The 26247-nt window shown below is 40.0% G+C and carries 17 protein-coding genes, 3 pseudogenes and 1 riboswitch; of the genes and pseudogenes, 17 read left to right on the forward strand and 3 right to left on the reverse strand.

Annotation, left to right across the window (positions count from 1 at the left end):
* The 3 genes and pseudogenes from NFR98_RS12790 to metH all read left to right on the forward strand — a co-directional run.
* Positions 1-376, forward strand: a pseudogene (locus NFR98_RS12790) (hypothetical protein); the annotation flags it as partial.
* A gap of 41 nt (positions 377-417) precedes the next feature.
* Positions 418-519, forward strand: a riboswitch (SAM riboswitch).
* Positions 520-586: 67 nt separating this feature from the next.
* Positions 587-2422, forward strand: a complete 1836-nt coding sequence (locus NFR98_RS12795; RefSeq protein WP_251460259.1) for a bifunctional homocysteine S-methyltransferase/methylenetetrahydrofolate reductase — start codon at positions 587-589, stop codon at positions 2420-2422.
* Positions 2423-2867: 445 nt separating this feature from the next.
* The gene (gene metH, locus NFR98_RS12800; RefSeq protein ID WP_251460261.1) at positions 2868-6332 is read left to right on the forward strand and encodes a methionine synthase; all 3465 of its coding nucleotides are present in this window, start codon (positions 2868-2870) and stop codon (positions 6330-6332) included.
* 1037 nt (positions 6333-7369) lie between these two features.
* Here the strand turns inward: metH and NFR98_RS12805 are convergent.
* Together NFR98_RS12805 and NFR98_RS12810 are read right to left on the reverse strand one after the other, a co-directional pair.
* Positions 7370-7555, reverse strand: a complete 186-nt coding sequence (locus NFR98_RS12805) for a CsbD family protein (RefSeq protein ID WP_014096248.1) — start codon at positions 7553-7555, stop codon at positions 7370-7372.
* Between the two features lie 533 nt (positions 7556-8088).
* Positions 8089-8562, reverse strand: a complete 474-nt coding sequence (locus NFR98_RS12810) for a competence protein ComK (RefSeq protein ID WP_251460264.1) — start codon at positions 8560-8562, stop codon at positions 8089-8091.
* 288 nt (positions 8563-8850) lie between these two features.
* Here NFR98_RS12810 and NFR98_RS12815 point away from each other — a divergent pair, with 288 nt between their 5' ends.
* On the forward strand, positions 8851-9444 hold the full coding sequence (locus NFR98_RS12815; RefSeq protein WP_118499219.1) for a sigma-70 family RNA polymerase sigma factor: 594 nt from the start codon (positions 8851-8853) through the stop codon (positions 9442-9444).
* 173 nt (positions 9445-9617) lie between these two features.
* Here NFR98_RS12815 and NFR98_RS12820 read toward each other — a convergent pair whose 3' ends face one another.
* The gene (locus NFR98_RS12820; RefSeq protein ID WP_251460266.1) at positions 9618-10430 is read right to left on the reverse strand and encodes an SGNH/GDSL hydrolase family protein; all 813 of its coding nucleotides are present in this window, start codon (positions 10428-10430) and stop codon (positions 9618-9620) included.
* A gap of 290 nt (positions 10431-10720) precedes the next feature.
* On the opposite strand from NFR98_RS12820, the gene NFR98_RS12825 reads away from it, so the two are divergent.
* From NFR98_RS12825 to NFR98_RS12885, 13 genes and pseudogenes are all read left to right on the forward strand, one after another.
* A complete protein-coding gene (locus NFR98_RS12825; RefSeq protein WP_017550935.1) occupies positions 10721-11458 on the forward strand; it encodes a YveK family protein in 738 nt (245 codons plus the stop codon).
* Positions 11448-12143, forward strand: coding sequence for a CpsD/CapB family tyrosine-protein kinase (locus NFR98_RS12830; RefSeq protein ID WP_026684678.1), 696 nt, complete (start codon positions 11448-11450; stop codon positions 12141-12143). Before NFR98_RS12825 ends, NFR98_RS12830 begins: the two co-directional genes overlap by 11 nt.
* A gap of 126 nt (positions 12144-12269) precedes the next feature.
* The gene (locus NFR98_RS12835) at positions 12270-13034 is read left to right on the forward strand and encodes a tyrosine-protein phosphatase (RefSeq protein WP_026684679.1); all 765 of its coding nucleotides are present in this window, start codon (positions 12270-12272) and stop codon (positions 13032-13034) included.
* 322 nt (positions 13035-13356) lie between these two features.
* A complete protein-coding gene (gene galU / locus NFR98_RS12840) occupies positions 13357-14253 on the forward strand; it encodes a UTP--glucose-1-phosphate uridylyltransferase GalU (RefSeq protein ID WP_251460268.1) in 897 nt (298 codons plus the stop codon).
* A gap of 46 nt (positions 14254-14299) precedes the next feature.
* On the forward strand, positions 14300-14941 hold the full coding sequence (locus NFR98_RS12845; RefSeq protein WP_251460283.1) for a sugar transferase: 642 nt from the start codon (positions 14300-14302) through the stop codon (positions 14939-14941).
* Between the two features lie 1181 nt (positions 14942-16122).
* Positions 16123-17202: a glycosyltransferase family 4 protein gene (locus tag NFR98_RS12850; protein WP_251460271.1), complete on the forward strand. Its 1080-nt coding sequence runs from the start codon at positions 16123-16125 to the stop codon at positions 17200-17202.
* On the forward strand, positions 17199-18344 hold the full coding sequence (locus NFR98_RS12855) for a glycosyltransferase family 4 protein (protein WP_251460273.1): 1146 nt from the start codon (positions 17199-17201) through the stop codon (positions 18342-18344). Before NFR98_RS12850 ends, NFR98_RS12855 begins: the two co-directional genes overlap by 4 nt.
* The gene (locus NFR98_RS12860; RefSeq protein WP_251460275.1) at positions 18344-19720 is read left to right on the forward strand and encodes a sugar phosphate nucleotidyltransferase; all 1377 of its coding nucleotides are present in this window, start codon (positions 18344-18346) and stop codon (positions 19718-19720) included. The genes NFR98_RS12855 and NFR98_RS12860 overlap by 1 nt, the downstream gene beginning before the upstream one ends.
* Positions 19721-20631: 911 nt before the next feature.
* Complete coding sequence (gene murJ, locus NFR98_RS12865; protein WP_251460277.1) at positions 20632-22149, forward strand: murein biosynthesis integral membrane protein MurJ; 1518 nt, start codon at positions 20632-20634, stop codon at positions 22147-22149.
* 13 nt (positions 22150-22162) lie between these two features.
* On the forward strand, positions 22163-23263 hold the full coding sequence (locus tag NFR98_RS12870) for a CDP-glycerol glycerophosphotransferase family protein (protein WP_251460279.1): 1101 nt from the start codon (positions 22163-22165) through the stop codon (positions 23261-23263).
* 199 nt (positions 23264-23462) lie between these two features.
* Positions 23463-23889: pseudogene (gene tagD, locus NFR98_RS12875) on the forward strand (glycerol-3-phosphate cytidylyltransferase).
* Positions 23889-24097: pseudogene (locus NFR98_RS12880) on the forward strand (IS5/IS1182 family transposase); the annotation flags it as partial. The pseudogenes tagD and NFR98_RS12880, both read left to right, overlap by 1 nt.
* 73 nt (positions 24098-24170) lie before the next feature.
* A complete protein-coding gene (locus NFR98_RS12885) occupies positions 24171-25475 on the forward strand; it encodes an O-antigen ligase family protein (protein ID WP_251460281.1) in 1305 nt (434 codons plus the stop codon).
* Positions 25476-26247: the final 772 nt, after the last annotated feature.

Genomic DNA, 26247 nt, shown 5'->3' on the forward strand with positions numbered 1-26247 from the left:
ATTGTCCTTTTGGAGAGTTCAAAAAGACAAAAGAAAGCCGGACCAAGAGCAAATTGTCTTTTTGAATGGCTCAAAAAGACAAAAGAGAGCCGTACCGGGAGCAAATTGTCCTTTTGGAGGGCTCAAAAAGACAAAAGAGAGCCGGATCAGGGGCGAATTGTCCTTTTGGAGAGTTCAAAAAGACAAAAGAAAGCCGGACCAAGAGCAAATTGTCTTTTTGAATGGCTCAAAAAGACAAAAGAGAGTCGGATCAGGGGCGAATTGTCCTTTTGGAGAGCTCAAAAAGACAAAAGAAAGCCAATTAGACAATAGGGGCGAAACCGCATCCAATATGAATTTCAATTTCCCCCTTGTCATGTCACCCGACAAAGTGTAAAGTATAAATAAGTCAAAATTTTAAGTACGTTCAATCGAATAGCCTTATCAAGAGAGGCGGAGGGACTTGGCCCGATGAAACCTCAGCAACCAGCCCATACGGCACGGTGCTAAATCCAACAGGTATACCTGAAAAGATAAGGAGCATGTTGTCATCTTGCCTCCTTTTCTGGGAGGCTTTTTTCATATCATTCAAAGGGAGTGTAAAAATTTGGACCTTCTCGAAACGTTAAAAAACCGCATCCTTGTTGCGGACGGGGCAATGGGGACACTGCTGTATGCATACGGCGCCGACACATGTTATGAGTCATTCAACCTGACCCATCCGGAAGACATCCACGCGATCCACCGCGCCTATATCGAAGCAGGCGCATCTGTCATCCAGACAAACACGTACAGCGCCAACTATATCAAGCTAGCACAGTATGGCCTGGAGGAAAAAGTAAAAGATATCAACAAAGCGGCCGTCCGGATCGCAAAAGAAGCGGCAAACCGCGATACATTCATACTCGGCACAGTCGGCGGCATCCGCGGCCAGCGTAAAACCGAAGCAACACTTGCCGAAATCAAGCGTACGTTCCGCGAGCAGATTTTTCACCTCCTGAACGAAGGAGTTGATGCCCTGCTTTTGGAAACGTATTTTGACGCGGAAGAACTGTATACGGTCGTAGACATTGCGAAAAAAGAAGCGGATGTCCCGGTCATCGCCCAGTTCTCGCTTATCGAACCGGGCGTGCTCCAAAACGGAACCCCGGTCCGCGATGCTTTCAAGGAACTTGAAAACCGCGGCGCTGATGTGACCGGCCTAAACTGCCGGCTCGGCCCGCACCACATGATCCAGGCGTTCGAAGAAATCCCGATACCGAAGCGTGCCTTTTTGTCCGCATACCCGAATGCGAGTCTTTTAGATTACGAGGAAGGCCGGTTCACGTTCACAAATAACGCCGATTATTTTAAAACATGCGCCGAAAAACTGGTCGAACAGGGTGTGCGCCTGATCGGCGGCTGCTGTGGCACGACCCCGGCTCACATCAAAGCAATCGCAGACGGGGTGCAGGGGCTTTTGCCTGTCACAGAAAAAACGGTCCGCCCACCGAAAATTGAAATCGCGGCCGCCCCGGCGCAGCACGAACCGCCGTTGCATGAAATCGTAAAAAAACGCCGCTCCGTCATTGTCGAATTGGACACACCGAAAACGCTGAACACGGCCCGCTTTTTCGAAGGAGCAAAAGCGTTGCAGGCATCCGGCATTGATGCCCTCACAATGGCCGACAATTCGCTTGCGAGCCCGCGCATCAGCAACACAGCGATTGCTGCGATTTTAAAAGAGAAACATGGCATCCGGCCGCTTGTTCATATTACATGCCGTGATCGCAATTTGATCGGGCTGCAGTCGCACTTAATGGGCCTTGCCGCGCTCGGGATTGACCAGGTGCTTGCCATCACGGGGGATCCGACAAAAATCGGCGACTTCCCGGGAGCGACGAGCGTATACGATTTGTCATCCATGGAACTGATCGCAATGATCAAGCAATTCAATGATGGCATTTCCCATTCCGGCAAATCGCTTCAGCGGAAAACGAATTTTTCCGTCGCGGCAGCATTCAACCCGAACGTCCGCAATCTCGATAAAACGGTCGGGAGGTTGGAACGCAAAATCCGCCACGGTGCCGATTATTTTATCACCCAGCCTGTATTTAGCACGGAAAAAATCGAGCAAATCCATGAAGCAACGAAGCATTTGGACGCGCCGATCTATCTTGGCATTATGCCGCTTACCAGCTACCGGAACGCGGTCTTTCTGCACAATGAAGTGCCGGGCATCACACTGACGGATGATATTTTGGCGGCGATGGAAAAAACAAATGGCGACCCTGCGAAAGCGCGTGAAGAAAGCCTTGCGATCAGCCGTACCCTGATCGACGCGGCCCTCGGCTACTTCAACGGCATTTACTTAATTACGCCGCTCGAACGCTACGAACTGACGGTAGAATGCACACGCTACATCCACGAAAAAACAGCAGTGCGAGGCGCAGGAATCGTCTAAGCAAAGTCTTTTACAACAGAAATGGACTGCGAACGCTTAAGTAGGGCTTGCTGAATAAGCAAAATTCCTAGACTTGGAAAGGTTGCTGACAGCTTTGGCAACCATTTAATGCAAGGGATTTACAACAAATCCAGGGAAATGCCTGCACGCGAAAGCCGATTCAACGTATGGAGAAGATCAAATCATCCCTTTTCGCAAAAGGATTCTTCTATATTTTGAGAAAGAGGTTGCAGATAAATTGGACACAAACTCAGCGTCGGATTCGTTCAGCAAGCTCTAAGTATTCAAGAATCCCACCCGTCACATCGTAAGATCTGGGGCTTACGACTTTAACCGTGGGAGTCTCAAATGTCCGCAAAAGAAAGCATGAACCTTGCAAACTATCTTTTTGGAATATAACACACCAAACGTGCAACCAAGCAACAGACCAAAGGGGGAATTTTTCATGGGGCAAACGTTATTTGAACAGCAGCTTGCAAACCGCATTCTCATCCTTGACGGGGCGATGGGGACGATGATTCAGCAGCAAAACCTCTCCGCCGCAGATTTTGGCGGCGAAGCATACGAAGGCTGCAATGAACACTTGAATCTCACAGCGCCCGATATCATCCGCTCGATCCATGAAGCATATCTCGAAGCGGGGGCCGACATCATCGAAACGAACACATTTGGCGCAACGTCCATCGTCCTTAACGAGTACGGCCTCGGGCATCTCGCTGAAAAAATCAACATCGAAGCCGCGCGCATCGCCAAGCAGGCTGCCAAAAAATTTTCCACACCCGGCCGGCTGCGGTTTGTCGCCGGTTCGATGGGCCCGACAACAAAGACGCTCTCCGTCACAGGCGGCACCACTTTTGACGCGCTCAAAACCGCTTACCAGGAACAGGCTTGCGGGCTCATAAAAGGCGGGGCCGACGTGCTCCTTCTCGAAACATCGCAGGACTTGCTGAACGTCAAAGCCGCTTTTCTTGGCATTACGGACGCATTTAACGAAACCGGAAAAAAACTGCCGCTTCTCATCTCTGGCACCATCGAACCGATGGGCACAACGCTTGCCGGCCAGAACATCGAAGCATTTTACATTTCCGTCGAGCATATGCAGCCGGCCGCAGTCGGGCTTAACTGCGCGACCGGCCCGGAGTTCATGGCCGACTCGATCCGCACACTCGCGGGGCTCGCCAAAACGGCAGTGAGCTGCTACCCGAACGCCGGGCTTCCCGACGAAGAAGGGCATTACCACGAAACACCGGAATCGCTCGCTGTCAAAATGAAAGGCTTCGCCGAAAAAGGCTGGCTCAACATCGCAGGCGGCTGCTGTGGCACAACACCTGCCCATATCAAAGCACTGAATGAAGCACTTGCCGGGCTCCCGCCGCGCCAGCCTGCAAAACAAGAACACCACGCCGTCTCCGGCATCGAACCCTTTATTTACGATGACCCGTCCACCCGCCCGATTTTTGTCGGCGAACGCACAAACGTCATCGGTTCGCGCAAGTTCCGGCGCCTGATCGCGGAAGGCAAATGGGAAGAAGCGAGCGAAATTGCCCGCACCCAGGTTAAAAACGGCGCACAGATCATCGACATCTGCCTCGCCGACCCGGACCGCGATGAAATCAGCGATATGGAAAATTTTATTTCGATCGCCGTAAAAAAAGTGAAAGTGCCATTTATGATCGATTCCACGGACGAAAACGTAATCGAAAAAGCTTTTACATACTGCCAGGGAAAAAGCATTGTCAATTCCATTAACCTTGAAAACGGGACGGAACGGTTTGAAAAAGTCGTCCCGCTCCTCAAAAAATACGGGGGTGCCGTTGTCGTCGGCACGATCGATGAAGAGGGGATGGCTGTCACTGCCGAACGGAAACTTGAGATAGCGCGCCGCTCTTATGACCTGCTCGTCGATACGTACGGGCTCAACCCGCGTGATCTCATTTTTGACCCGCTCGTGTTCCCGGCCGGCACCGGCGACAAGCAGTATTTTGGCGCAGCAAAAGAAACAGTCGAAGGCATCCGCCTCATCAAAGAAGCAATGCCGGAATGCCAGACGATCCTCGGCGTCAGCAATGTTTCATTCGGGCTGCCACCTGCCGGGCGTGAAGTGCTAAACTCAGTTTTTCTCTACCACTGTACGAAAGCCGGGCTGGATTACGCCATCGTGAACACAGAAAAACTCGAACGTTTTGCGTCCATCCCGGAAGAAAACGTGAAAATGGCCGAAAAACTGTTGTTTGAAACGAGTGACGAAGCCCTCGCCGCGTTCACCGAATATTACCGCGGCAAGGTGCAGGAGAAAAAAGCGCCAAAGAGCACGATGACGCTTGCCGAACGGCTTGCGAATTACGTTGTCGAAGGGACGAAAGAAGGCCTCATCCCGGATCTTGAACAGGCTTTGAAGGAATACCCGGATCCGCTCGCCATTATCAACGGCCCGCTTATGGACGGGATGGCGGAAGTCGGCCGCCTGTTTAACGACAACCAGCTCATCGTCGCAGAAGTCTTGCAGAGTGCGGAAGTGATGAAAGCATCCGTCGCATTCCTTGAGCCTTTTATGGAAAAAAATGAAACAAGCACAAAAGGGAAAGTGCTGCTCGCAACCGTGAAAGGCGACGTCCATGATATCGGCAAAAATCTGGTCGACATCATTTTGTCAAATAATGGCTATAAAGTGGTCGACCTTGGCATCAAAGTGGCGCCGGCTGATCTTATCCACGCCGTCCGTAAAGAGAAACCGGATGTAATCGGGCTATCCGGCCTCCTTGTCAAATCCGCCCAGCAAATGGTCGTCACTGCCCAGGATTTGCGGGAAGCGGGCATCCGCCAGCCGATATTGGTCGGCGGCGCAGCCCTGTCGCGGAAATTCACGGCAAATAAAATCGCTCCACAATATGAGGGGCTTGTGCTGTATGCAAAAGACGCAATGGAGGGCCTCACGCTTGCGAACAAATTGCAGGATGAATCGGAACGCAGCTCGCTCGAAACGGAACTTGCCAATCAGCGCAGCGGCGGGACCAGGGTGGCGGCCGTGAATGCCGGCGGGGCACCTGTTGCGACTTTACCGCGCCGTTCTTCGGTATCCCCGGATGCGCCGGTATACCAGCCGGCGGATTTGAAGCGGCATGTGCTGCGCAATTATCCGCTTGCCCATATCGAGCCCTACGTGAACATGCAAATGCTCCTCGGCCACCATTTAGGATTGAAAGGCCGCGTCGAAAAGCTGCTTGCGGAGGGAGACGAACGCGCCCTCAAGTTGAAACAGCAGGTGGATGAACTGCGCGAATGGGTGATGAAAGAAAAATTGCTTCAGCCCTCCGCTGTATACCAGTTTTTCCCTGCCCAGTCGGATGGGAATACTTTGATTGTTTATGAACCAGCTGGAGAGCCTGGTACATTAGATCCGAAATCTTTATCCGTCCTAGAGCGATTCACGTTCCCACGCCAGGCAAAGCCGCCGTATTTGTGCCTTGCCGATTATGTCCGGAGCGTGGACAGCGGGGTCGTAGATTATGTCTGCATGTTCGCGGTCGTCGCCGGCAAAAACATCCGCCATCATGCACGCTATTTGAAAGAAGCGGGCGAATATTTCAAAAGTCATGCTCTCCAGGCGCTTGCCCTCGAAACGGCAGAAGGTTTCGCCGAGCGACTGCATGAACTGATACGCGGCCAATGGGGCTTCCCGGACCCGGCTGATTTCACAATGCAGCAACGCTTTGCCGCCAAATACCAGGGCCAGCGCTACTCTTTCGGCTACCCGGCCTGCCCGAACCTCGAAGACCAGGCCAAACTGTTTAAATTGTTGCAACCGCAAAAAATCGGCCTCCACTTGACCGAAGGCTACATGATGGAACCCGAAGCCGCCGTCACCGCGCTCGTGTTCTCCCATCCAGAGGCAAGATACTTTGCGGTATAACCGAAGCGCCTTTGCCATTGCCGTATAGGAATAGGATCAACCGGAGGCAAGATACTTGGCGGTATGACCCCCAAAGCGGGCCCCGGCCCGCTTTGGGTTTTTTAAAGCAAGAAACGGCCATGCAGCAGAAACATGGATGTTTTCTACATTAACAAGCAGCTGAAACTGCCGTTGCTTTCTTAACGAAGAGAGATTCTATGTTTAGTAACGCTCGAAAACCTGACTGCTATCTTAATATAGAAGGGCTCTATGTTAAGGAACAGGCAAAATTCCCGCCGCTTTCTTAACCTAGACATGCTCTACGTTAACAAGCAGCTTAAAAACCCGTTACTTTCTTCATATAGACACTCATGCTGTTTTTTATGACTTTTTCCGGGCCAGCCCTATGTTACTTTTTACAAAGAACCAAATGATTCGACAAAATCTGCGCTAACCCGATTTTTCTGTTCCGCCCGCAATGTTCCACGGGAAACATTTCAATGAAAAATGGGCAACCGTGCATGTTGAACAGGATTTTCTGAACAAATTCGATTTGCTGCAAGCCCTTCTTCGATATGATAGAAGAATAGACCCGCGAAAATATTTGACCCTGCCATCTTTCTATAAAATTTCGCCAGTTGCTTTCAGCTGCCACGTTCCCTGTGGTAGGAACGTCTACGTTAAATCAGCTCCGGGTGCGTTTTTAGAAAACTTTGTATCTAAAATTCGGCCAGCATTGTCACAACCCATGCCAAAGCCTAACATTCCCATACGCTGCAAAAATTGGCGTTTTGCGGGCATGATAAGATGACAGGATAGGCGTAATTTCGACAAAACCAGCAATATTTCCACGGAAATATCCACATGAAAAAGCCCGGATTTCGATATCCGGGCTTAAAAATCTATCTGAAAATGTACGGCGACAGCGGCTGATTTTGATTCTTCCGCTCGTACCGAATCCTTTACGGCATGGGCGTCAAATCCGCATTAAACCGTTTCGTCGTGTTGGAAGTCCAAAAGCTCCATTGCCTTCCAGCATCTTACCAAAAGCAAATGGCTTACTTACGGGAGAGGCGGTCTTTTGCATCACCGACCGAGTCCTGGGCCTCGCCTTTCAATTTATCCATTTTGCCTTCAGCTTGTTTTTCCGCATCGCCGGTGATTTCACCCCAAGTATCTTTTGCTTCGCCTTTCAATTTGTTCCCTTTTCCTTTTAGCTTGTCCTTCATGGAGTCTTGATCCATTTTCATTCCTCCCATGCATATTGTTCATCTTTCCTATTCCCTGATCACAGGCCGATAAACGGAAAATGCAAAAGATATGGGTGGATAGGCTTGACATCCGGCCCGGCGCAAATGGAAGAAAAAATACAAATCAAAGTCATGTTCAAAATTTAGTCAGTCACACCAAAATACAGGATCGGCACTTCACAATCCTGGCCAAATCAAATAGGGGAGACCGACACAATCAAAAAATATGGAAATTTGCAATAGAAGAAGGAGATAGGAGTTCATATAAAAAATGAACTTAAGCTTTTACAACAAGCTCGAGCACCCATTTGCATGAAGCAGGCAACAGAGCTGTGATATTTTGTGGAGCGTGAGTAATCGGTGGGTAAAGGGAACGCATGCGCATCATCTCCGTCCAGCTCCAAAATTGGAATGAAGGAAACGCATGCGTACATAAGTTGGATGGTGTTGCAGAGTGGATGTGCGTTCGGCGTAGCGCCCAATTTCAACGATTGCACGCCCGTTCTCAAACTATCGGAAAATAGCCTCTAGATAATTTTCTTCCATGGTATGTATTTTCCGAGACCATAGTAATAGCCGGCACAAATAATCGTGCGGCTGAATTGTTTCTGAAAAGTATGCACGGAGCAGTTCAGTTTCAGCTGTTGCTGATTGGAAAAAGTAACATAAAGGCCGTCCGCCGTGGCATCAAAGTCTATTACGTTTGCCAGGAAAATGAACTGGCAGTCATACGATCTCGGGGATTTTGTCGGCGTTGCAATCAAACCATCCCCCAACACAACCGGTGCCTTATTAAAGTTAAAAATTTGTTTTGTGCCTTTGAGAACGCCTTCAAAATCGCACATCCGGTAATGAATGCAAGCTTCCCGCAACAATTCAAGCTTGCTCTTCCGTGAGTGAAAAACGCCGTCCTGATCATAAATGATTGTCTGATATTCCGGGTCAAATGCGGTATCCAGCGCCATCGTTTCTTCTCTAATGAGGTAATCTGTTTTATTCATCTAAAAAACTCCCCCCTGTTGTCAATTGTGCATTCCCTCTCTTCTGTATGAAGGGCAGGAGGCCAGGGGTGCCGTGTCTTGCTGCTGCCAAAATATCCTTCCCCTGAAAGAGAGGGATATCATTTGTTCCCTGGTCCTATTATACTATAAATCCCAAAAAAATAAAGTATGAATTTACAATTTTGTTATTATTTATAATCCGTGTAAATTTTGGGCAAAATTTCACGTTTCCCCTTAAAAAAACATTAAATTTTCGCGCGGAAAACTGGATGTTTTGGAAACGAAAAGATGCACATTGCCGGTTCGCCCTCTCCCTTTGAACCTGTTATTTTACAATCAACCCGGGAATTCAAGGAAAGCGCGCTTTCCAAAAGGGGAAGCAAAATGGAAAGTTTTGAAGAAGTGCTCCGGCAATACCGGCCGATGATTTTTCATATGATCCGCAAACTCCGCATTTACAAAAACATCGATGAATTTGAGCAGATCGGCATGATTGCACTGTGGGAAGCGTATCAAAACAGGCAGGATGACAAAGGGTCATTCACAAGTTACGCATACAACACGATCCGCGGGAAAATGCTGACTGAACTTACGAAAAAGCGGAGGGAGGAAGAAATGTTTGCGTACCCGAAAGAGGAATTTTGGAATGTGAAAGTGGACGAGTCGCTCCGCCCCCCGCTTGAACTTGAAACGTTGCTGTCGTATTGCGACGGCCTTTCGGAAAAAGAGAAAAAGTGGGTAGTGGCTGCCTTTTATGAACAACTGAAACAAGGCGAAATCGCATCCCGCGAAGGCAAGTCCGCGGAGGCGGTAAAAAAATGGCGGAGGCAAGCCCTCGAGAAAATCAAAAAGAATATGGAACAAAAAGAGAGGCAGCACTGAATGCGTGCCCGTGAAGGCAATACATCCGGGGTAGCGAAAGCAACATGAAACGAACTAAAAACTGATAAACTAAAAAAGCGGCGAGCATCCACGATGATTGGGTGTTCGCCGCTTTTGCCCTTGCCTCCCCCGTCCAGGGCACCCCGGTTTCCCAAGGCTGCCGAACGGTTTCCTCAATCTGCGATAAAAAACTTGCGCAAGTAGTCGTACCATGCTGTTGTGCCCTTTTTGCTCGGGGAGGTTTGCTCGCCGTTTTGAAAGGTGACATACGATTTAAATGCGTCGCTGTCCGGATCCGGCCAGTTTTTCCAGTGGTCCAGATACGTGTAGCCTTCTTTTTTTGCGTACGATTCAAGCTCTTTCACCTGCGCCGGATAGTTTGCCGCCTTATAGAGCGGGTATGACGGCTGGATCACAAGCACTGCATCACCCCAGGCAGCAGCGGCCGTTTTGATATCCTCAAGCTGATTGTCCATCGCCACAGCCCCGTTGTTGATTAAAATAAACGGCTCAAACAAAATGAGATCCGGTTTGAAATGGGCGACGTCTTTATACTTGCCTTCCCGGATAAACTCATCGGAATTTAAATGATAGGCAAAAAGGGAAACCGACACATAGCTGCCGTACGCATCTTGCAATGCCTGTTTCAACTGCGGCCCCCAGCCGTTCGTATCCGCCCCCATCGCATCCGAACCGACAATCGCAATTTTGTAGGCACGCTCTTTGGAAAGCGCGGTTTTAAAATCCGACCGGGCTTTTTTAGGCCAGTTTTTCGTATAATCAGCCAGGGAAGAAGCCGGCTTGTCTGTTTTGTTTGCCTCATGCTTTTTCCCGGCAGCCGGCTCCGCCTTTGCCTTTACCGCTTTCACTTCCCGAGAAGCCGGCTTGAAACGGCTTGGATCCGTTTTATACTCCCAGTACAGGTGCCCGGCTACAAATACGGCAATGGCGGCAACAACCGACAAAATCGCCGTAAACATTTTCATCTCTCATACCCCCGCTCATTCTCATGTGTAACGTCCTTACGAACCTACAAAAATTATGACAAAAAAAGACAAATTGCACAACCAAAAGTGAAAGAAAATCCGCCACAGGTAAAGGCAGAAAGATTTTTCAACCGGTTTCTTTTTGCAAAATATTGTGGTTTAATACAAAGTGTATCAAATTGTTTAAATTTATTTCAGTTTCCCGCAAATTTCGGGAGGATCTATGATATAATGTATGATAGTTTTCTATCTATTTCGCATTTGTGCTGCAGATCTAAAGGGAGGAACTTATGGAAGAGACAATTAGTTTAAAAGAATTGATGCAGGTGCTGCGCAAACGGCTTTCCATGATCGCGCTGATTACACTGGGGGCGATGATTGTGACGGCCATTGTGACCTATTTTGTGATGACGCCTGTCTATGAATCTTCGACACAAATCCTTGTCAATAAAGCAAGCGATGACCAAACGATGTATACCACTAATGCCGTGCAAACAAATGTTCAGCTGGTCAATACATATAATGTGATTATTAAAAGCCCATCCATTCTCGATAAAGTGATTGACGAACTGAAACTCAACATGACAACAGACGAACTGAACAGCAAAATTGAAGTCAGCACGGAGCAAAATTCACAAGTCTTTACCTTGACAGTAAAAGATACAAACCCGTATATGGCAACCAAAATTGCCAACAAAATCGGGGAAGTGTTCAAAAAAGAAGTCAAAAACATTATGAAAGTCGACAATGTGACTGTCATTTCAAAAGCACAAGTGCCCGGGGGACCTGTCAGCCCGAAACCGCTTTTAAATATTGCAATTGCGCTTGTGGTCGGCCTGATGGCGGGTGTCGGGATTGCCTTTCTGCTTGAATACCTCGACAATACGATTAAAGATGAGCAAGATGTTGAACAAATTTTGCAATTGCCTGTCCTCGGCGTGATCGGGCAGATTGATGATCAGGAACTGAATGGTTTGCACCGTGCAGGAAAAAAAACAAAAGGAAAGGTTGAGACGGTTGGCGCCTAAAAAAACAAAGCTGTTGAACACGAGAAGAAAATTAATCGCAAAGCTAAATCCAAAGTCACCGATTTCCGAACAGTTCCGGACAATCCGTACAAATATCAGTTTTTCTTCCGTTGACAATGACCTGCAACTTCTGATGGTTACCTCAAGCGGGCCTGGAGAAGGGAAATCGACGATTGTCGGCAACCTCGCTGTCGTTTTTGCCCAGCAAGGAAAAAAGGTGCTGCTCGCCGATGCCGATTTGCGGCGTCCGACCGTCCATTATACGTTCGGCATGACCAATACATTCGGACTGACAACGGTTTTGACCAAGCAGGGGACATTGCTGGAGACTGTTTCAAAATGTGATGTGAAAAATCTGCATCTCCTGCCGAGCGGCCCAATTCCGCCAAACCCGGCAGAACTGTTAAGCTCACGGGCAATGAAGGAATTTTTAAAAGAAGCAAAAGAACAGTACGACATTATTTTACTGGATACCCCGCCGGTTTTGGCTGTGACCGATGCGCAGGTGCTGACCAATCAGTGTGATGGCACGATTCTTGTCGTTTCAAGCGGGAAAGCGGAAGTGGAAGCTGTCAAAAAGGCAAAAGAATTGCTGGAATCTGCCAATGCCAATCTGCTTGGCGTTGTCCTGAACAACAAGAAAACCCAAAACACGCATTATTATTACTATTACGGAAAAGATTGACAATATTTGCGTGAAAAGTTTTCCAATCACTATTGAAAAATGGTAAGAATGCACTATAATTTTGTATAGGGTTTGGTTTTCATTGAAACGAAATTTCATTTTTTAACATGTTTGGAGGGGTACGGGATGATGGATATTCATTGCCATATTTTGCCGGGAATTGACGACGGTGCGCAAACGATATACGACAGCCTTGATATGGCAAAACAAGCCGTCTCCCAGGGGATCAAGCAGATTATTGCTACCCCTCATCATATGAATGGAAAATATGAAAACCGCAAAACTGGAATCATTCAAAAAGTAAATGAGTTAAATAAAAGATTGAAAGAAGAACAGATTGATCTAGAAATTCTGCCGGGGCAGGAAAACCGGATTTACGGCGAAATTTTGCAAGACTATGAAAAAGGCGAAATTCAAACGTTGGCCGGCACTTCTTACCTGTTTATCGAGTTCCCCTCGGGGCATGTGCCGCGCTATGCGGAAACCCTTTTATATGAGATACAAGTGAAGGGCTTAATGCCGATTATCGTGCATCCGGAGCGGAACGCAGAGCTGATCCAGCATCCGGAACGGCTGTATGAAATGGTGAATAATGGTGTGGCGACCCAAATTACGGCTGCAAGCTTAACAGGCGCTTTCGGGAAAAAGATTAAAAAATTCACCGAACAGCTGATTGAAGCAAATCTCGCCCATTTTCTTGCATCAGACGCCCATAATGTAAAAACGCGTGCTTTTAAAATGGATGAAGCAGCGGACGAAATTGAAAAGAAATACGGTGCGGATATGCTCTATTTCTTTACGGAAAACGCCGAACTGCTTGCCAAAGACCAAGCTATCTACAGAGAAATTCCGCAGCCGGTAAAACAAAAGAAATTGTTTGGTTTGTTTTAATCGGCTTTCTTTTTTAACATTCCGGGTAGATGAATGATGCTATGTGGGCTGCTCCGCTGTTTTTAGCAAACAGTTTTATCCAACGTTGTTTGATTTTGGAACAGCTGTTTTCGGGTATGTCTCTCATCCGTTATCGTGCGAGGCACTCGGCCATGCTGTGGGTGTGTGTGCACCTTAGACGCCTGTCGTCAAGAGTGTGGTGTGAGGGCGGGTTAGATGCCCGATAATTATTTTTATACCCGAATGTTGGAAGAACAAACATCGATTGTTTTTATCGCACTGCGCAAATCTTAAAAATCAATTAGAATAAGGAGGAATTTACGTGAAAAAAGTGAGAAAGGCAATTATCCCGGCTGCAGGGCTCGGAACACGATTTTTGCCTGCAACAAAAGCCATGCCGAAAGAAATGCTGCCGATTGTAGACAAGCCTACGATCCAGTACATAGTCGAAGAAGCCGTTGAATCCGGCATCGAAGACATCATCATTGTAACCGGAAAAGGAAAACGCGCAATTGAAGACCATTTCGACAACGCTTGGGAACTCGAACAAAACCTTGCTGAAAAAGGGAAGTTCGAACTTCTGGAAAAAGTCCGCTATTCATCCAACTTAGCCAATATCCACTATATCCGGCAGAAAGAACCGCTCGGCCTGGGGCATGCTGTCTGGTGTGCGCGCAACTTTATCGGCGACGAGCCATTTGCGGTCCTGCTTGGCGACGACATCGTTCAAAACGATCCACCATGCTTAAAACAACTCATTGATCAATATGAAGAAACACATTCCTCTGTAATCGGAGTACAGGAAGTGCCGGAAAATGAAACACATCGGTATGGGATTATTTCCCCGGCGTCACAAAATGGACGCAGTTATCAAGTTGATAAATTTGTAGAGAAACCTAAACAAGGGACAGCTCCTTCTAATCTTGCTATTATCGGCAGATATCTCTTAACTCCTGAGATATTTATGTTCTTAGATAAGCAAGAAAAGGGTGCTGGCGGGGAGATTCAGTTGACAGATGCGATTCAGAAGTTGAATCAGATTCAGAGAGTATTTGCTTATCAGTTTGAAGGAAAGAGATTTGATGTTGGGGAGAAGTTAGGGTTTGTGACTTCAACAATTGACATTGCATTACAGCATAATGAGATTAACGATGAACTAATTCATTTCTTGGAAGAAAGGCTAAATTCTTTAAAGAAGGGGAGTAGCGAACTTGTCTGAATTGGGATATAGCAAGAAATTGTCAGTTCAATCTAATTCGAAAGAAATATCTGTTAATATACCGAATAACTCAAAAGTATATGCTACGTGTAAAAGGTCTATTGACTTAGTTATCTCTTTCATAGCTTTGATCATTTTATCACCCCTATTTTTATTCATTAGTGTCTTCTATTTATTTGGTGAAAATAAAGGTCCACTTATTTTTAAACAAAAAAGAGTGGGAAAGAACGGTGAACTTTTTTATATTTATAAATTTCGATCGATGATTGTAGATGCGGATAAGAAATTAAAGGAAAACAAGGTTCTATATCAAAAGTATATAAAGAATAATTATAAACTAGAACCAGACGAAGATCCTCGAATTACGAAATTAGGGAGCTTTTTAAGAAAAACAAGTCTGGATGAACTTCCACAGCTTTTTAATGTTTTACAAGGAAATATGAGCTTAATCGGTCCAAGGCCAATTGTACAAGATGAACTAAAAGAATATGGTGTTAAGAAAGATGTTTTTCTTTCTGCTAAGCCGGGGATTACTGGGTATTGGCAAGTAAGTGGCCGGAGTGAGGTAGGATATCCAGAAAGAGTAGATTTAGAATTATATTATGTATACAACCAATCTATCCATTTAGATATTAAGATTTTTTTACTAACAGTTTGGCAGGTTTTATTAAGAAAAGGAGCTTATTAAATTTTAAAATATTTAATGACTCAAGTAAATAATAGGGTCTAAGCGACTATATAAAGTCAACAGGTTTATTAAACCGGTCTTAATAATTATAGAAAAAATTAACGGTGATATTTTTGACTAAGACGATTGTGACACGGAGGAGTTGCTTAATACATGAAAAAAATTAATCAAAGTTATTATGAAGATCTAAAAGATGATGGTTCGAAGCAACAATTTGATTAATTCTAAAGCTTTAGCTTGTTGTTGAAAAAATAGAAGAATCACAAGGTTTAATTTGGGAAAAGTAGTAAAAATTATAAAATCTTTCTTGTCTTTAAGAAAGACATGCTTGCCCACCTGCCTGAATATATTTATGGTTATAATTTACCTTCATATTTTATACCTATCTTTCTTTAATTAGGAAAACAAAAGCAATATCCAATTATTCTCAGTGCAGATGATTTTTATTCTAAAGATAAGTTACTAAAAACTCTTCAGGAAAAGTCCAAAAAGTTACCGTTGTGTGAAAGAGTGTAAAAACAATTTATTGGCTATATACATTTCTGGAAATAAATGTAGCTATATAAGATGAACTAAACATTGCTACTCTATTGCCTTGTGTAAAAAGTAGTAATCATGCAAATTGGTGCTAGGTCTTAATGTGAAAACTTAGATTCATTTTATATAATAACGAAATAGTAGATGCTTAAAAAAGAAAAGTTTGGTGTACAAGTCTTTAAAAAGAATAAAGTAAATGTTTTGTTTATTGGATCAGTTGCAGATGGAAAAACCTCCATGTACTGCTTCAAGTCGCAAAGATATTAAAATTCGATTATTGAAATATCCATTGAAATTTTAAAATTGCAGGGCTTTTAGATAAAAATATGAGATAAAAACGAAAAGACTAGCGATGAAAGTTCCATATCTGGTTCGTTATTAGGAAAATTAAAAAATTCTGAAGAATACTTAATTTGAAAAATGGTTAGTTTTTTCACTGTTCAATTGAGAAGAACCCTATTTGTATAGTTATTATAAGTAACTATCTAACTAATTCTCGATGAAAGATCTCTAATATAATACATATATATAATGTCAATTTAGAAAAATTATTATCAAAAGCGATTTTTTTGATTAAATTAATTATATAGAGAATGCTATAGCAAACATTGTTAAATCGGATACTGATGCAGGGGGCTATGTATATGAAATCACATATAACAATCGATACAAGAATGATAAACGCATCAGGTATCGGTACTTATATAAAAAATGTTCTTCCTTTAGTCATTAATGAATTGGATGGTATTGATTTCACTTTAATGGGGAATTTAAGCGAAATAAACTTTATTCATGGAAAGGTTAATAAGGTTGAATTTACTGCGCCAATATATTCCCCGGCTGAACAACTTATTTCTTTAAAAAAAATTCCAAAAAAAACATCTCTTTTGTGGGTTCCTCATATCAATATACCAATTTTATACAGCGGGAAAATGCTAGTTACAGTCCATGATGTATTTCATATAGCCAACCCTGAATATGTAAAGGGCTTTCATAAAAAACTATATGCAAACTTGCTGTATCGAGCTGTTAGAAATCATGCCGATGCCATTATTTGTGTATCTGAATTTACAAAGGATGAATTCACCAGATTATTAAACCATCAAAAAAATAATATATATAAAATCCATAATGGGATGGATCAAACATGGAAAAATAGCAAGATACATCAAAGATTGCATGAAAAGCCTTATTTTTTGGCTGTTGGAAATGTCAAGCCGCATAAAAATCTTAAAAACTTATTAAAAGCATACGAGCAAATAATGGACAGAATTCCGCATGACTTAGTTATCATTGGGAAAAAGGATGGCTTTAGAACGGGTGACAATGAAATTCTTAAAATGGCAGAGCCACTGGGAGATAGAGTCCATTTTACAGGTTTTGTTTCAGAAGAAGGTTTAAAAAGTTACTACAAGCACGCAGAAGCTTTAGTTTTTACTTCTTTTTACGAAGGATTTGGTCTTCCGCCTCTAGAGGCCATGGCATTAGGATGTCCGGTTATCTCCTCTAATGCTGCTTCACTACCAGAAGTTTGCGGAGAAGCAGCTTTATACGTTGATCCTTATAATCCTGAAGATATAGCGGGTAAGATGAAAAATCTAATTTATGATAAAAAAATAAGGAAACAGCTCATTGAAAAAGGATTAAGTAGAATAAACCATTTTTCTTGGCAACAAAGCGCAAAAGAAACAAGCCTAGTTATAGAAAGGGTACTTGAAAAATGAAAATTGCAATTGTTCATGATTGGCTAGTTACATATGCAGGTTCGGAAAAAGTACTGGAACAAATTTTACAAGTCTATCCTGACGCAGATTTGTTTAGTTTAATAGATTTTGTAGATCAGAAAGATAGAGAGTTTATTATGAATAAAACAGTCAAAACCTCATTTATACAGAGACTGCCATTTGCCAAAAAAATGTATAGAAAATATTTACCTCTTATGCCTTTAGCAATTGAACAACTTGATTTATCTAAATATGATTTAGTTATATCAAGCTCCCATGCTGTTGCTAAAGGTGTTATTACCGGGCCTGATCAGCTACATATTTCTTATGTACATTCCCCTATCCGCTATGCGTGGGATTTGCAACATCAATATTTAAAAGAATCGGGATTGAATAAAGGATTAAAGGGGGTCATTGCAAGATATATTCTTTTCCTTATTCGGAACTGGGATTATAGAACAGCAAATGGTGTGGATTATTTTATATCAAATTCGAATTTTATAGCAGGCAGGATTAAAAAGGTATATAGAAGAGAAGCAGCTACAATTTATCCGCCGGTTGATGTTGAAAATTTTACGTTTAAAGAACAGAAGGAGGATTTTTATTTAACCGCTTCTCGGATGGTTCCTTATAAAAAGATAGATGTTATTGTGGAAGCATTTAATAAAATGCCAGATAAAAAACTGGTTGTAATTGGTGATGGGCCTGATTTTGATAAAATTAAATCCATAGCTGGGCCAAACATCGAAATTTTGGGGTATCAGCCATATGAAGTGTTGAAGGAAAATATGCAGAAAGCAAAAGCTTTTGTATTTGCGGCCGAAGAGGATTTTGGCATTACCCCGGTGGAAGCTCAAGCATGTGGTACGCCTGTTATTGCATATGGAAAAGGCGGTTCGCTAGAGACGGTAAGAGGGCTCGACCAAAAGGAATGTCCAACTGGCATTTTCTTTAAAGAACAAAGTTCGAGTTCTATCTTATTAGCAGTAAACAAGTTTGAACGCTATGGAAATAATATTAAATCCTCTGACTGCAGGGATCATGCATTAAAATTTTCATCGAGCCGTTTTAAAAAAGAATTTAAGTCTTTTGTTGACAGCAAATTAGAAGAAAAATTTAATCTGAAAGAAGTGGTTAAATAATGAAATTAGTATTACTTTCCGGAGGATCAGGAAAAAGATTATGGCCATTATCGAATGATTCCCGTTCAAAACAGTTTTTAAAAGTACTCGAAAATGAAGAAGGCCAGTTAATATCAATGGTACAGAAAGTATGGAATCAACTAAAAACTGTTGGTTTAGACAAATCAACTGTACTTGCAACAAGCAGGTCACAAGTCGAAATGATTAAAAGCCAGCTTAAAGATGAGGTTGAATTAATTATAGAACCAAATCGAAGGGACACATTTCCTGCTATATCACTTGCTGCTTCTTACTTCAATTCCGTTCAGGAAACTGACTTAAATGAAGTAATTGCTGTGCTTCCTGTGGATTCTTATGTAGAAACAAGTTTCTTTTTAAGAATAAAAGATCTAGAAAAAACTATTCATGAAAGTGGAGCAGACATGGCTCTAATAGGCGTCAAACCAACTTACCCATCCGAAAAATATGGATATATTATTCCAAAAGAAAAAGATTTAGATCAAAAAGATTGGATCAAGGTTAGCCAGTTTACTGAAAAACCAAATGAAGACAAAGCAAAAAAATTATTAAAAACTGGTGCTCTATGGAATTGTGGTGTTTTTGCATTTCGTCTTGGTTATTTGATTCATCTTCTTGAGAAAAAACAGTACCCGGAGGATTATGATGAACTATTGAAAAAATATGAGACATTACCAAAAATAAGCTTTGACTATGAAGTAGTTGAGAAAACGAATAATATTGTCGTGCTACCATACGAAGGATATTGGAAAGACCTTGGGACATGGAATACGTTAACAGAAGAAATGGCAACTAACCAAATAGGCAAAGGAATAATAAGTGAGGACAGCTCAAACACGCATTTAATAAACGAATTAAATATTCCAGTAACAGTTTTAGGCGTGCCGAATGCAGTGGTAGTGGTTAGTCCAGATGGCATTCTAGTTTCAGATAAGGAGAAAAGTCCGAAGATAAAGGAATTTGCAGACAACTTTATTAACCGCCCAATGTATGAAGAACTCCGCTGGGGATTATACAGGGTTTTAGATTTTACCAAATATGAAAACAATGAAAAGGTCTTAATTAAGAAGGTTTGCATTCGTCCAGGTGCAAATTTAAGCTATCAATATCATCTCGATCGTAAAGAAACTTGGATAGTTGTTAAGGGTGAAGGTATTGTCGCTTTAAATAATCACTTACAAACAGTCAGAGCTGGGGATGTATTACAAATCCAAGCAGGGGAGAAACACGCAGTCAAAGCCATTTCAGAATTGGAAATCATAGAAGTTCAGTCAGGGTCTGAATTGACAGAGGAAGACATTGTCCGGCTGAGTATGGACTGGCAGGAAATTGAAGGACTTTGTTACAGCAGGATTTAAGCACGTTCGCTATAGCGAGTGTCTTATTAAAATACAAAATTAAATTTGAAGTTTACATTTTTACGCAATGTAGTCGGTTAATAATTGTTTCAGCTTATCATTAACGTCTATAATAAATTTACTAAAGTTGGTTTTAATTTGCTCAACTATAACAAAATTTTCTTCATCTTTCCATCTTTTAATTAGAGTTAAATCGGGTCTGTAAGACAGAAGAAATACCAAAAAAGACGGGATTTGTGTGCTACCTGAAATTAATCCAGAGCTCGGCTAATGTATCCTTTGCATTGTCCAACAAAATGATTATGATATTCCTAGTCGGATAGTGGATTAGTATTTTTGGAGAAATATGAGGAAAACTGTCATAGCTTCAGGTGAATGATTCCTGGTTTCATTGTTAAGTTCGCAAAGAAGATTTGCACTCAGTGCTTGACAGGATGTAGGAATGAGACTTTGTTGCCTTTGTAAGAACCAGGGCTTTTCAAATTTTATCAATGTGTATATAGTTCTGGTATTGCAAAAGCAACCAGTTATATTCATTCTAGTATCCGACATTGCATTATTAACTGAAGATTCAAGAATAACAAAACTATAGCTGTTTACCAGAATTGATTAAATTGATTAATTACAAATTAATGTATTAGTAGGAGATATGAACTAGTAAAATCAAAGCCTTAAGTTGAAGTAGAATTAAAAAGTAGTATGATAAGCAAAGTGAATTATTTTTTATCAGTTAAGCTTAACTTTCGGTCTACTGGCAAATTTCAGATAATATATTAAGATTGAAAATGTAGAGTCTGAACTATTTTATTTAAATATCAGTCATGAAATTAGGCACATTAATTATTTTATTGAAAACTGTTTATTGGTAATAAGAAGATAAGGAAATATTCATTATAACATAGAGGTTACAGATGAAAAAAACTGGAATAGCCATTATAATTGTGGGATTATTCACGCTAATAAGTAAATTTTTAGGATTCATTAAAGATGTCTTTTTGGCAAAAATATATGGCGCTTCATATATAACTGATGCTTATTTAACTGGTACAATGATACCAAATACAATATTCTATAGTGTAACAGGCGCTCTCTCCTTAGTTATAATTCCTCTTTATTTGGAATTAAATAATCACAAAGGAAAAGACAATGCTCTTAAGTTCATTAATAATTTACTTCATGTTTCATTATTAGTAACTATTGCTTTATCAGTAATAGGAGTTTTGTTCAGTAAATATATTATTGGAATTTTAGGTATTGGTTTTGATCATAAGACTATGGACTTAGCTATTAGAATTGGAAAAATTTCATTTCCAATTATTATTTTTTTAACCTTATCTCAAATATTAAGGTCTTATTTGCAAGCAAATAAAGTAAATTATGCTGCAGCCACGCTAGGTATTTCTAACAATATTATTTTAATAATGTTTTTGCTTTTAACCTATGTTTGGGGGATAAAGAGCTTAATTTACGGAACATTAATTGCTTCAATAATACAATTTGTTGTTCAATTTCTCTCTTCAAAAAAGCATGGTTTTATTTATAAATTCTATCTTAATTTTAAAGATATATATGTAAGAAAAGCAGCAAAAATATTTTTACCGGCTTTTTTTAGTGTCTCAATCCAGAGTATAAATATAATAATTGATAGAATGTTAGCGTCTGGATTACAAGAAGGGAGTATATCTGCATTAACATATGCAGATAAGCTTATAGGTTTTATTTATGGAATTTTTTCATTATCAGTATCGAATGTTATATTTCCAATGATATCTGAAAGTATAACAAATCAAAATTATAAGAGGTTTGGGGATATTACCAAGCTTTCATTAAATATTATTAGCATTTTAACAATACCTATATCTATTGGTGCTATGGTTTTATGTAAACCAATAGTTATGGTAGTTTTTGAAAGAGGCTCTTTTGATAATGCAGCTACTCAGATGACAGCATCAGCCCTTCTATACTTTTCTATTGGTATGGTATTTTTAGGATATAGAGATATTTTAAACAGAGCTTTCTACTCCTTTGGTAACTCAAAGACCCCTATGTTCAATGGTGTTTTAGTCGTTGTATTAAATGCTTTATTGAGTTTAACTCTTGTCAATTTTTTGGGTTATAAAGGTATAGCACTAGGTACAAGTATATCAACAATAATATGTACAATTTTATATAGCAATAGTTTAAAGAAATTACACAAAGAAATTGGAAAAATTTTTCCTATTAAAAGCCTACTAAAAGTATTAGTAGCTTCAATAGTAATGGGGATTTCAATTTATAAGATTTACTTTATCTATCCAATTACAAATAATATCTATTTAAATCTATTCCTAACTATATTTGCTGGAATAATTATTTACGTCTTTATGCTATATATGTTAAAAGTAAAAGAGTTTAGATTAATGATTGGTAGACTAAAATATATTAAATAATTGAGGGGTAAATATGAAGTATTTAAAATATGTATTTTTTTATTTCATTTCATTTTTTTTAAGATATTTTTATCGTACAGATCCAAATCTATTATTATTTGGATCGAGAGGAGGAACTGCTTATGATGATAACTCAAAATATCTTTTTATATATGGTAATACGTATACATCATTTAACTGTATATGGCTTAGCAAAGATATAGAACTCGTTCGTAAAATTAGAAATCAAGGATATCAGGCTGAATATTGTTTTTCTTGGACAGCTTTAAGACTTGGACTTAAAGCTAATGCAATATTTATTACACATAGTCTCTCAGATGTGTTGCCTGTATTTTACAATAGACAAACTAAAGTAATAAATCTTCACCATGGTATTCCTATAAAAAAAATTGAATTTCTAGATAAAAATATACCGCTAAGAGGTAGAATAATGAATTATTGGAAATCTAAAAAGACAACTTACATGATTTCTAATAGTGAATATTATATGGATGTCTATAAAAAGTGCTTTAAAATTAGTTATAAAAAGATAATAAACATAGGCTATCCTCGAATGGAATTTTTAATAAACCCAGGAAAATTTAATATTAATCTAGTATCTCCTTTTAAAGAAGGAATTAATTTTCTTTATTTGCCTACATTTAGGGACTTTTCTGCCAATGATATATTAGACAAGCAAACATTATATAAGATAAATGAAATTATGAAGGAAAAAGGTGGAAACTTTTACATAAAGTTACACCCATTTGAAAAAAGAAAGCTGTGTACGTCAAATTATTCTAATATACATCTTATACCTAATAATAAAAATGTGCAGGAGGTTTTGCCTTTTGCTGATGTATTAATTACAGATTATTCTTCTGCAGTATTTGATTTTATGGTGTTTAGAAGGCCAGTAATTTTCTTTTGTGCTGATATTAAGAAATACAAGGAATCCAGGGGATTTATTATAAACTTTGAAAAGATTTTTAAAGATCAAATAGCATATAATACAAGTGAATTTTTAAACAAGCTTAATAACTATAACTTATATATAGTACCTAAAGAGGTAGAAAAAAAAATATTTAACAATAAATTTGAACAGAGTTGTGAATTGATTTTTGAATTATTATAACAAAGGGAAAAACGTGAAAATCATTACTGAAGATTCAAGACTGATCTATAATTCGGGCATAAAAAATTATTTCAAAGTAAGTAGATTCAAAATATAACCTAAAGTAAAGAGAGTGTTCAATCTACCTTATCTGTACACTTTAAGGATAATATTACTATTGGTGGTTATCATAGTTTAGAAAGAGAGGGTTATAAAGTTTATGAAAAGAATAATAACTTATGGAACTTTTGATTTACTTCATTGGGGGCATATTAACCTTTTACGAAGAGGAAAAGAAATGGGTGACTACTTGATTGTTGCACTTTCAACGGACGAGTTTAATCAGCTGAAACAAAAAAATCTTATTTTGATTTTTTAAAAAGAAAATTCATGTTAGAATCTATTAAGTATGTTGATGAAATAATTCCTGAATACTCTTGGGAACAAAAAGAAAAGGATATAAAAGAAAAAATGTTGATATTCTGATTATGGGAGATGACTGGAAGGGCAAATTTGATTATCTAAAAGAGTATTGTGAAGTTATTTATTTGCCAAGAACTTTAGGAATTTCAACAACTAAAATTAAAACAGATTTAAAAGAAAAAACGTGTTTAGTAGTTAACATTTTGATTTTTAGTTTGTTATAGAAATGTATAATAAGAAATCACACCGAATTGACAACCGTATTGTGAGTATTTCTCAACCGCATGCCCGTCCGATTGCCGGCAAAGGTAAACGTGGAGTTCGGTTCGTTCAAAAGTCTCCATCATTGTTGTTAATGGCTATGCCTAGATTGAGCGACTCGACTGGGAAAATTACAATGAAGGGATCACACTTAGGAAATCTGTTGTAAACTGCTGAAATTTCAAGATCCTTCAGTTCTATATACACTAGATAATATTTAGAAAAGAAAGGCATAAATTATCTTATGGAAGAAAAGTATAGAGTTATATATTTTTTATATTATATTGGTGTTTTTACTATTTCTTTTGATATTTTTCTGAATATAGAAATAGTAGGCTTTTCATTTAGGTTCGCACAATTAGTATTTATTTTTCCTATAGTTTTTGGTATATTAATTTCTTTACACTTAAAAAAGATAATTAAACCATTAAGTATTTATAGTTTACTTTTATGGGTACTATTTGTTTTATTGTTTATTCCAAATACTACTTATTTAAATAGAAGTATTGGATATGCTCTTTTTGCTGTTTTTAATCTTGCTTTAGTATTTTCTACGGTTCAAATATTTAATACTAAAAACCTGATTCTAAAATTAGTAAAAATATATGTTTATTCCTTTGTGTTTGTTGCGATATTCGGTATATTTCAATTTGTATCACCTATATTAGGTATTGGGCGACCACTCATTCAACAATGGTGGTTTAGTAATATCCCGCGAGTTAATGGATTTTCTTATGAACCTTCTTACTATGCTACTTATATGTTAATTGGTTGGTCATTTCTGATATATTTATATTTTAATAAATCGACAATTTTAACTATAAAGCAATATCGTATATTTATATTTCTAATTACTCTAGCATTGGTTCTGTGTTCTTCTAGGCTTGGGTGGATAATGATGGTAATTTGTCTTTTGAGTTATCCATTCATTTTTTTAAGAGACTTATTATTTAAAGGTGTTATAAAAATAAAGGCATTACGTTACACTACCATAATTGGTATTATTGGAATACTTTTTTGCATTTATTTTATTAAGTTTGTAGATTTTAATAAAATTAGATTTTTGTTGGCTGGACTTGGTATTGGCGGTTCTCCAGATTATTCTTCAACAAGTAGAATAAATTCAGCTTTAGATACTTTTACTATCTTCTTGAAAAGTCCAATTATAGGTTACAGTCTCGGTGGAATAACTCCTGCTATAGGGAAATTAATATATCATGTCAATGTCACCAACCAAAATCTTGCAGAATCTATCCATAGTGCTTCTGTATTTTTAGAGTCTTTGGCTGCAGTAGGCATAATTGGATTTTTGCCTTTTATATTTTTTATAGTATCAATAATTATTAAGCCACTTAAATTATCAAATCAAATTTATGACAAAGATCTTTCTTTGATTTTAAAAGGTCTTGCATATTCTTTAATTTTTTTGTTAATAATACTGCAAACTAAGCAAAATATATTACGGCTTTATCTTTGGCTACATATAGCAATATTATTAACTTCTTATAGTGTTGCTTTAAAGACATATAAACCCATATTACGAAAGTAAAATAGTATTTTAAAATAAAAAAAGGCGTCCACCTTTGGTATAATAGAGTTGCCAAGACCTTCAAGAAAAAATTTAAAGGCGAACGGGCTTACTCCGTAAGAATCGCTCTTGGGGCTCTCTACATTGAGTTCTGGGTACCTGTGTCACCACCCGAAATTTGTCGAATTTTGTAGAATAAGAGAGCCATCACTTTGAAGAGAAGGGTTGACTCTCTTATTTTTATTGCTTTGTTCTTTCAAATACCTGAATCCGTGACGAAATTTCCGCTTAAAGGCAAACAAATCGCATAAAATTTAGTATAATTGGTATATCAGACAAATTAAATTCATTCCACATTCAGGTGATCTCATGAAAAAGTTTGTGATAGAACCCACAAAAGAACGAATTGTTGCCCAAGCTGGCTTAGCGATAGTAGGAAATTTACTAAATCAAACGAATTTAGTTTCCAGGTTGAATGCCTATAAACTCCCTGATATCTCCCGGTATCCGGCTTGTTCCAATGGTGATGTGGCTAAATCTTATATCGGCTTGCTTTGCCAGGGAAAAAGTGATTATGCAATATTGAAACCTTCCGTGATGATGCTTTTTTTGCACTGGCTTTGGATATCCAGAGGGTTCCTTCCAGCCCGACTCTCAGGCAACGATTGGACCAGGCCGCCTTGGTGGAAAAATGGAAAACGATCTTGCACGAAGATTCGCTGGATCTGATTCGCCATACAAATGCGGAAATCAGCCCGGTTTACGCCAAAGACAAGCCGTATATCCCGGTTGA

The sequence above is a fragment of the Weizmannia agrestimuris genome (genome assembly GCF_943193165.1).
GTDB classification, from domain to species: domain Bacteria; phylum Bacillota; class Bacilli; order Bacillales; family Bacillaceae_C; genus Weizmannia; species Weizmannia faecalis.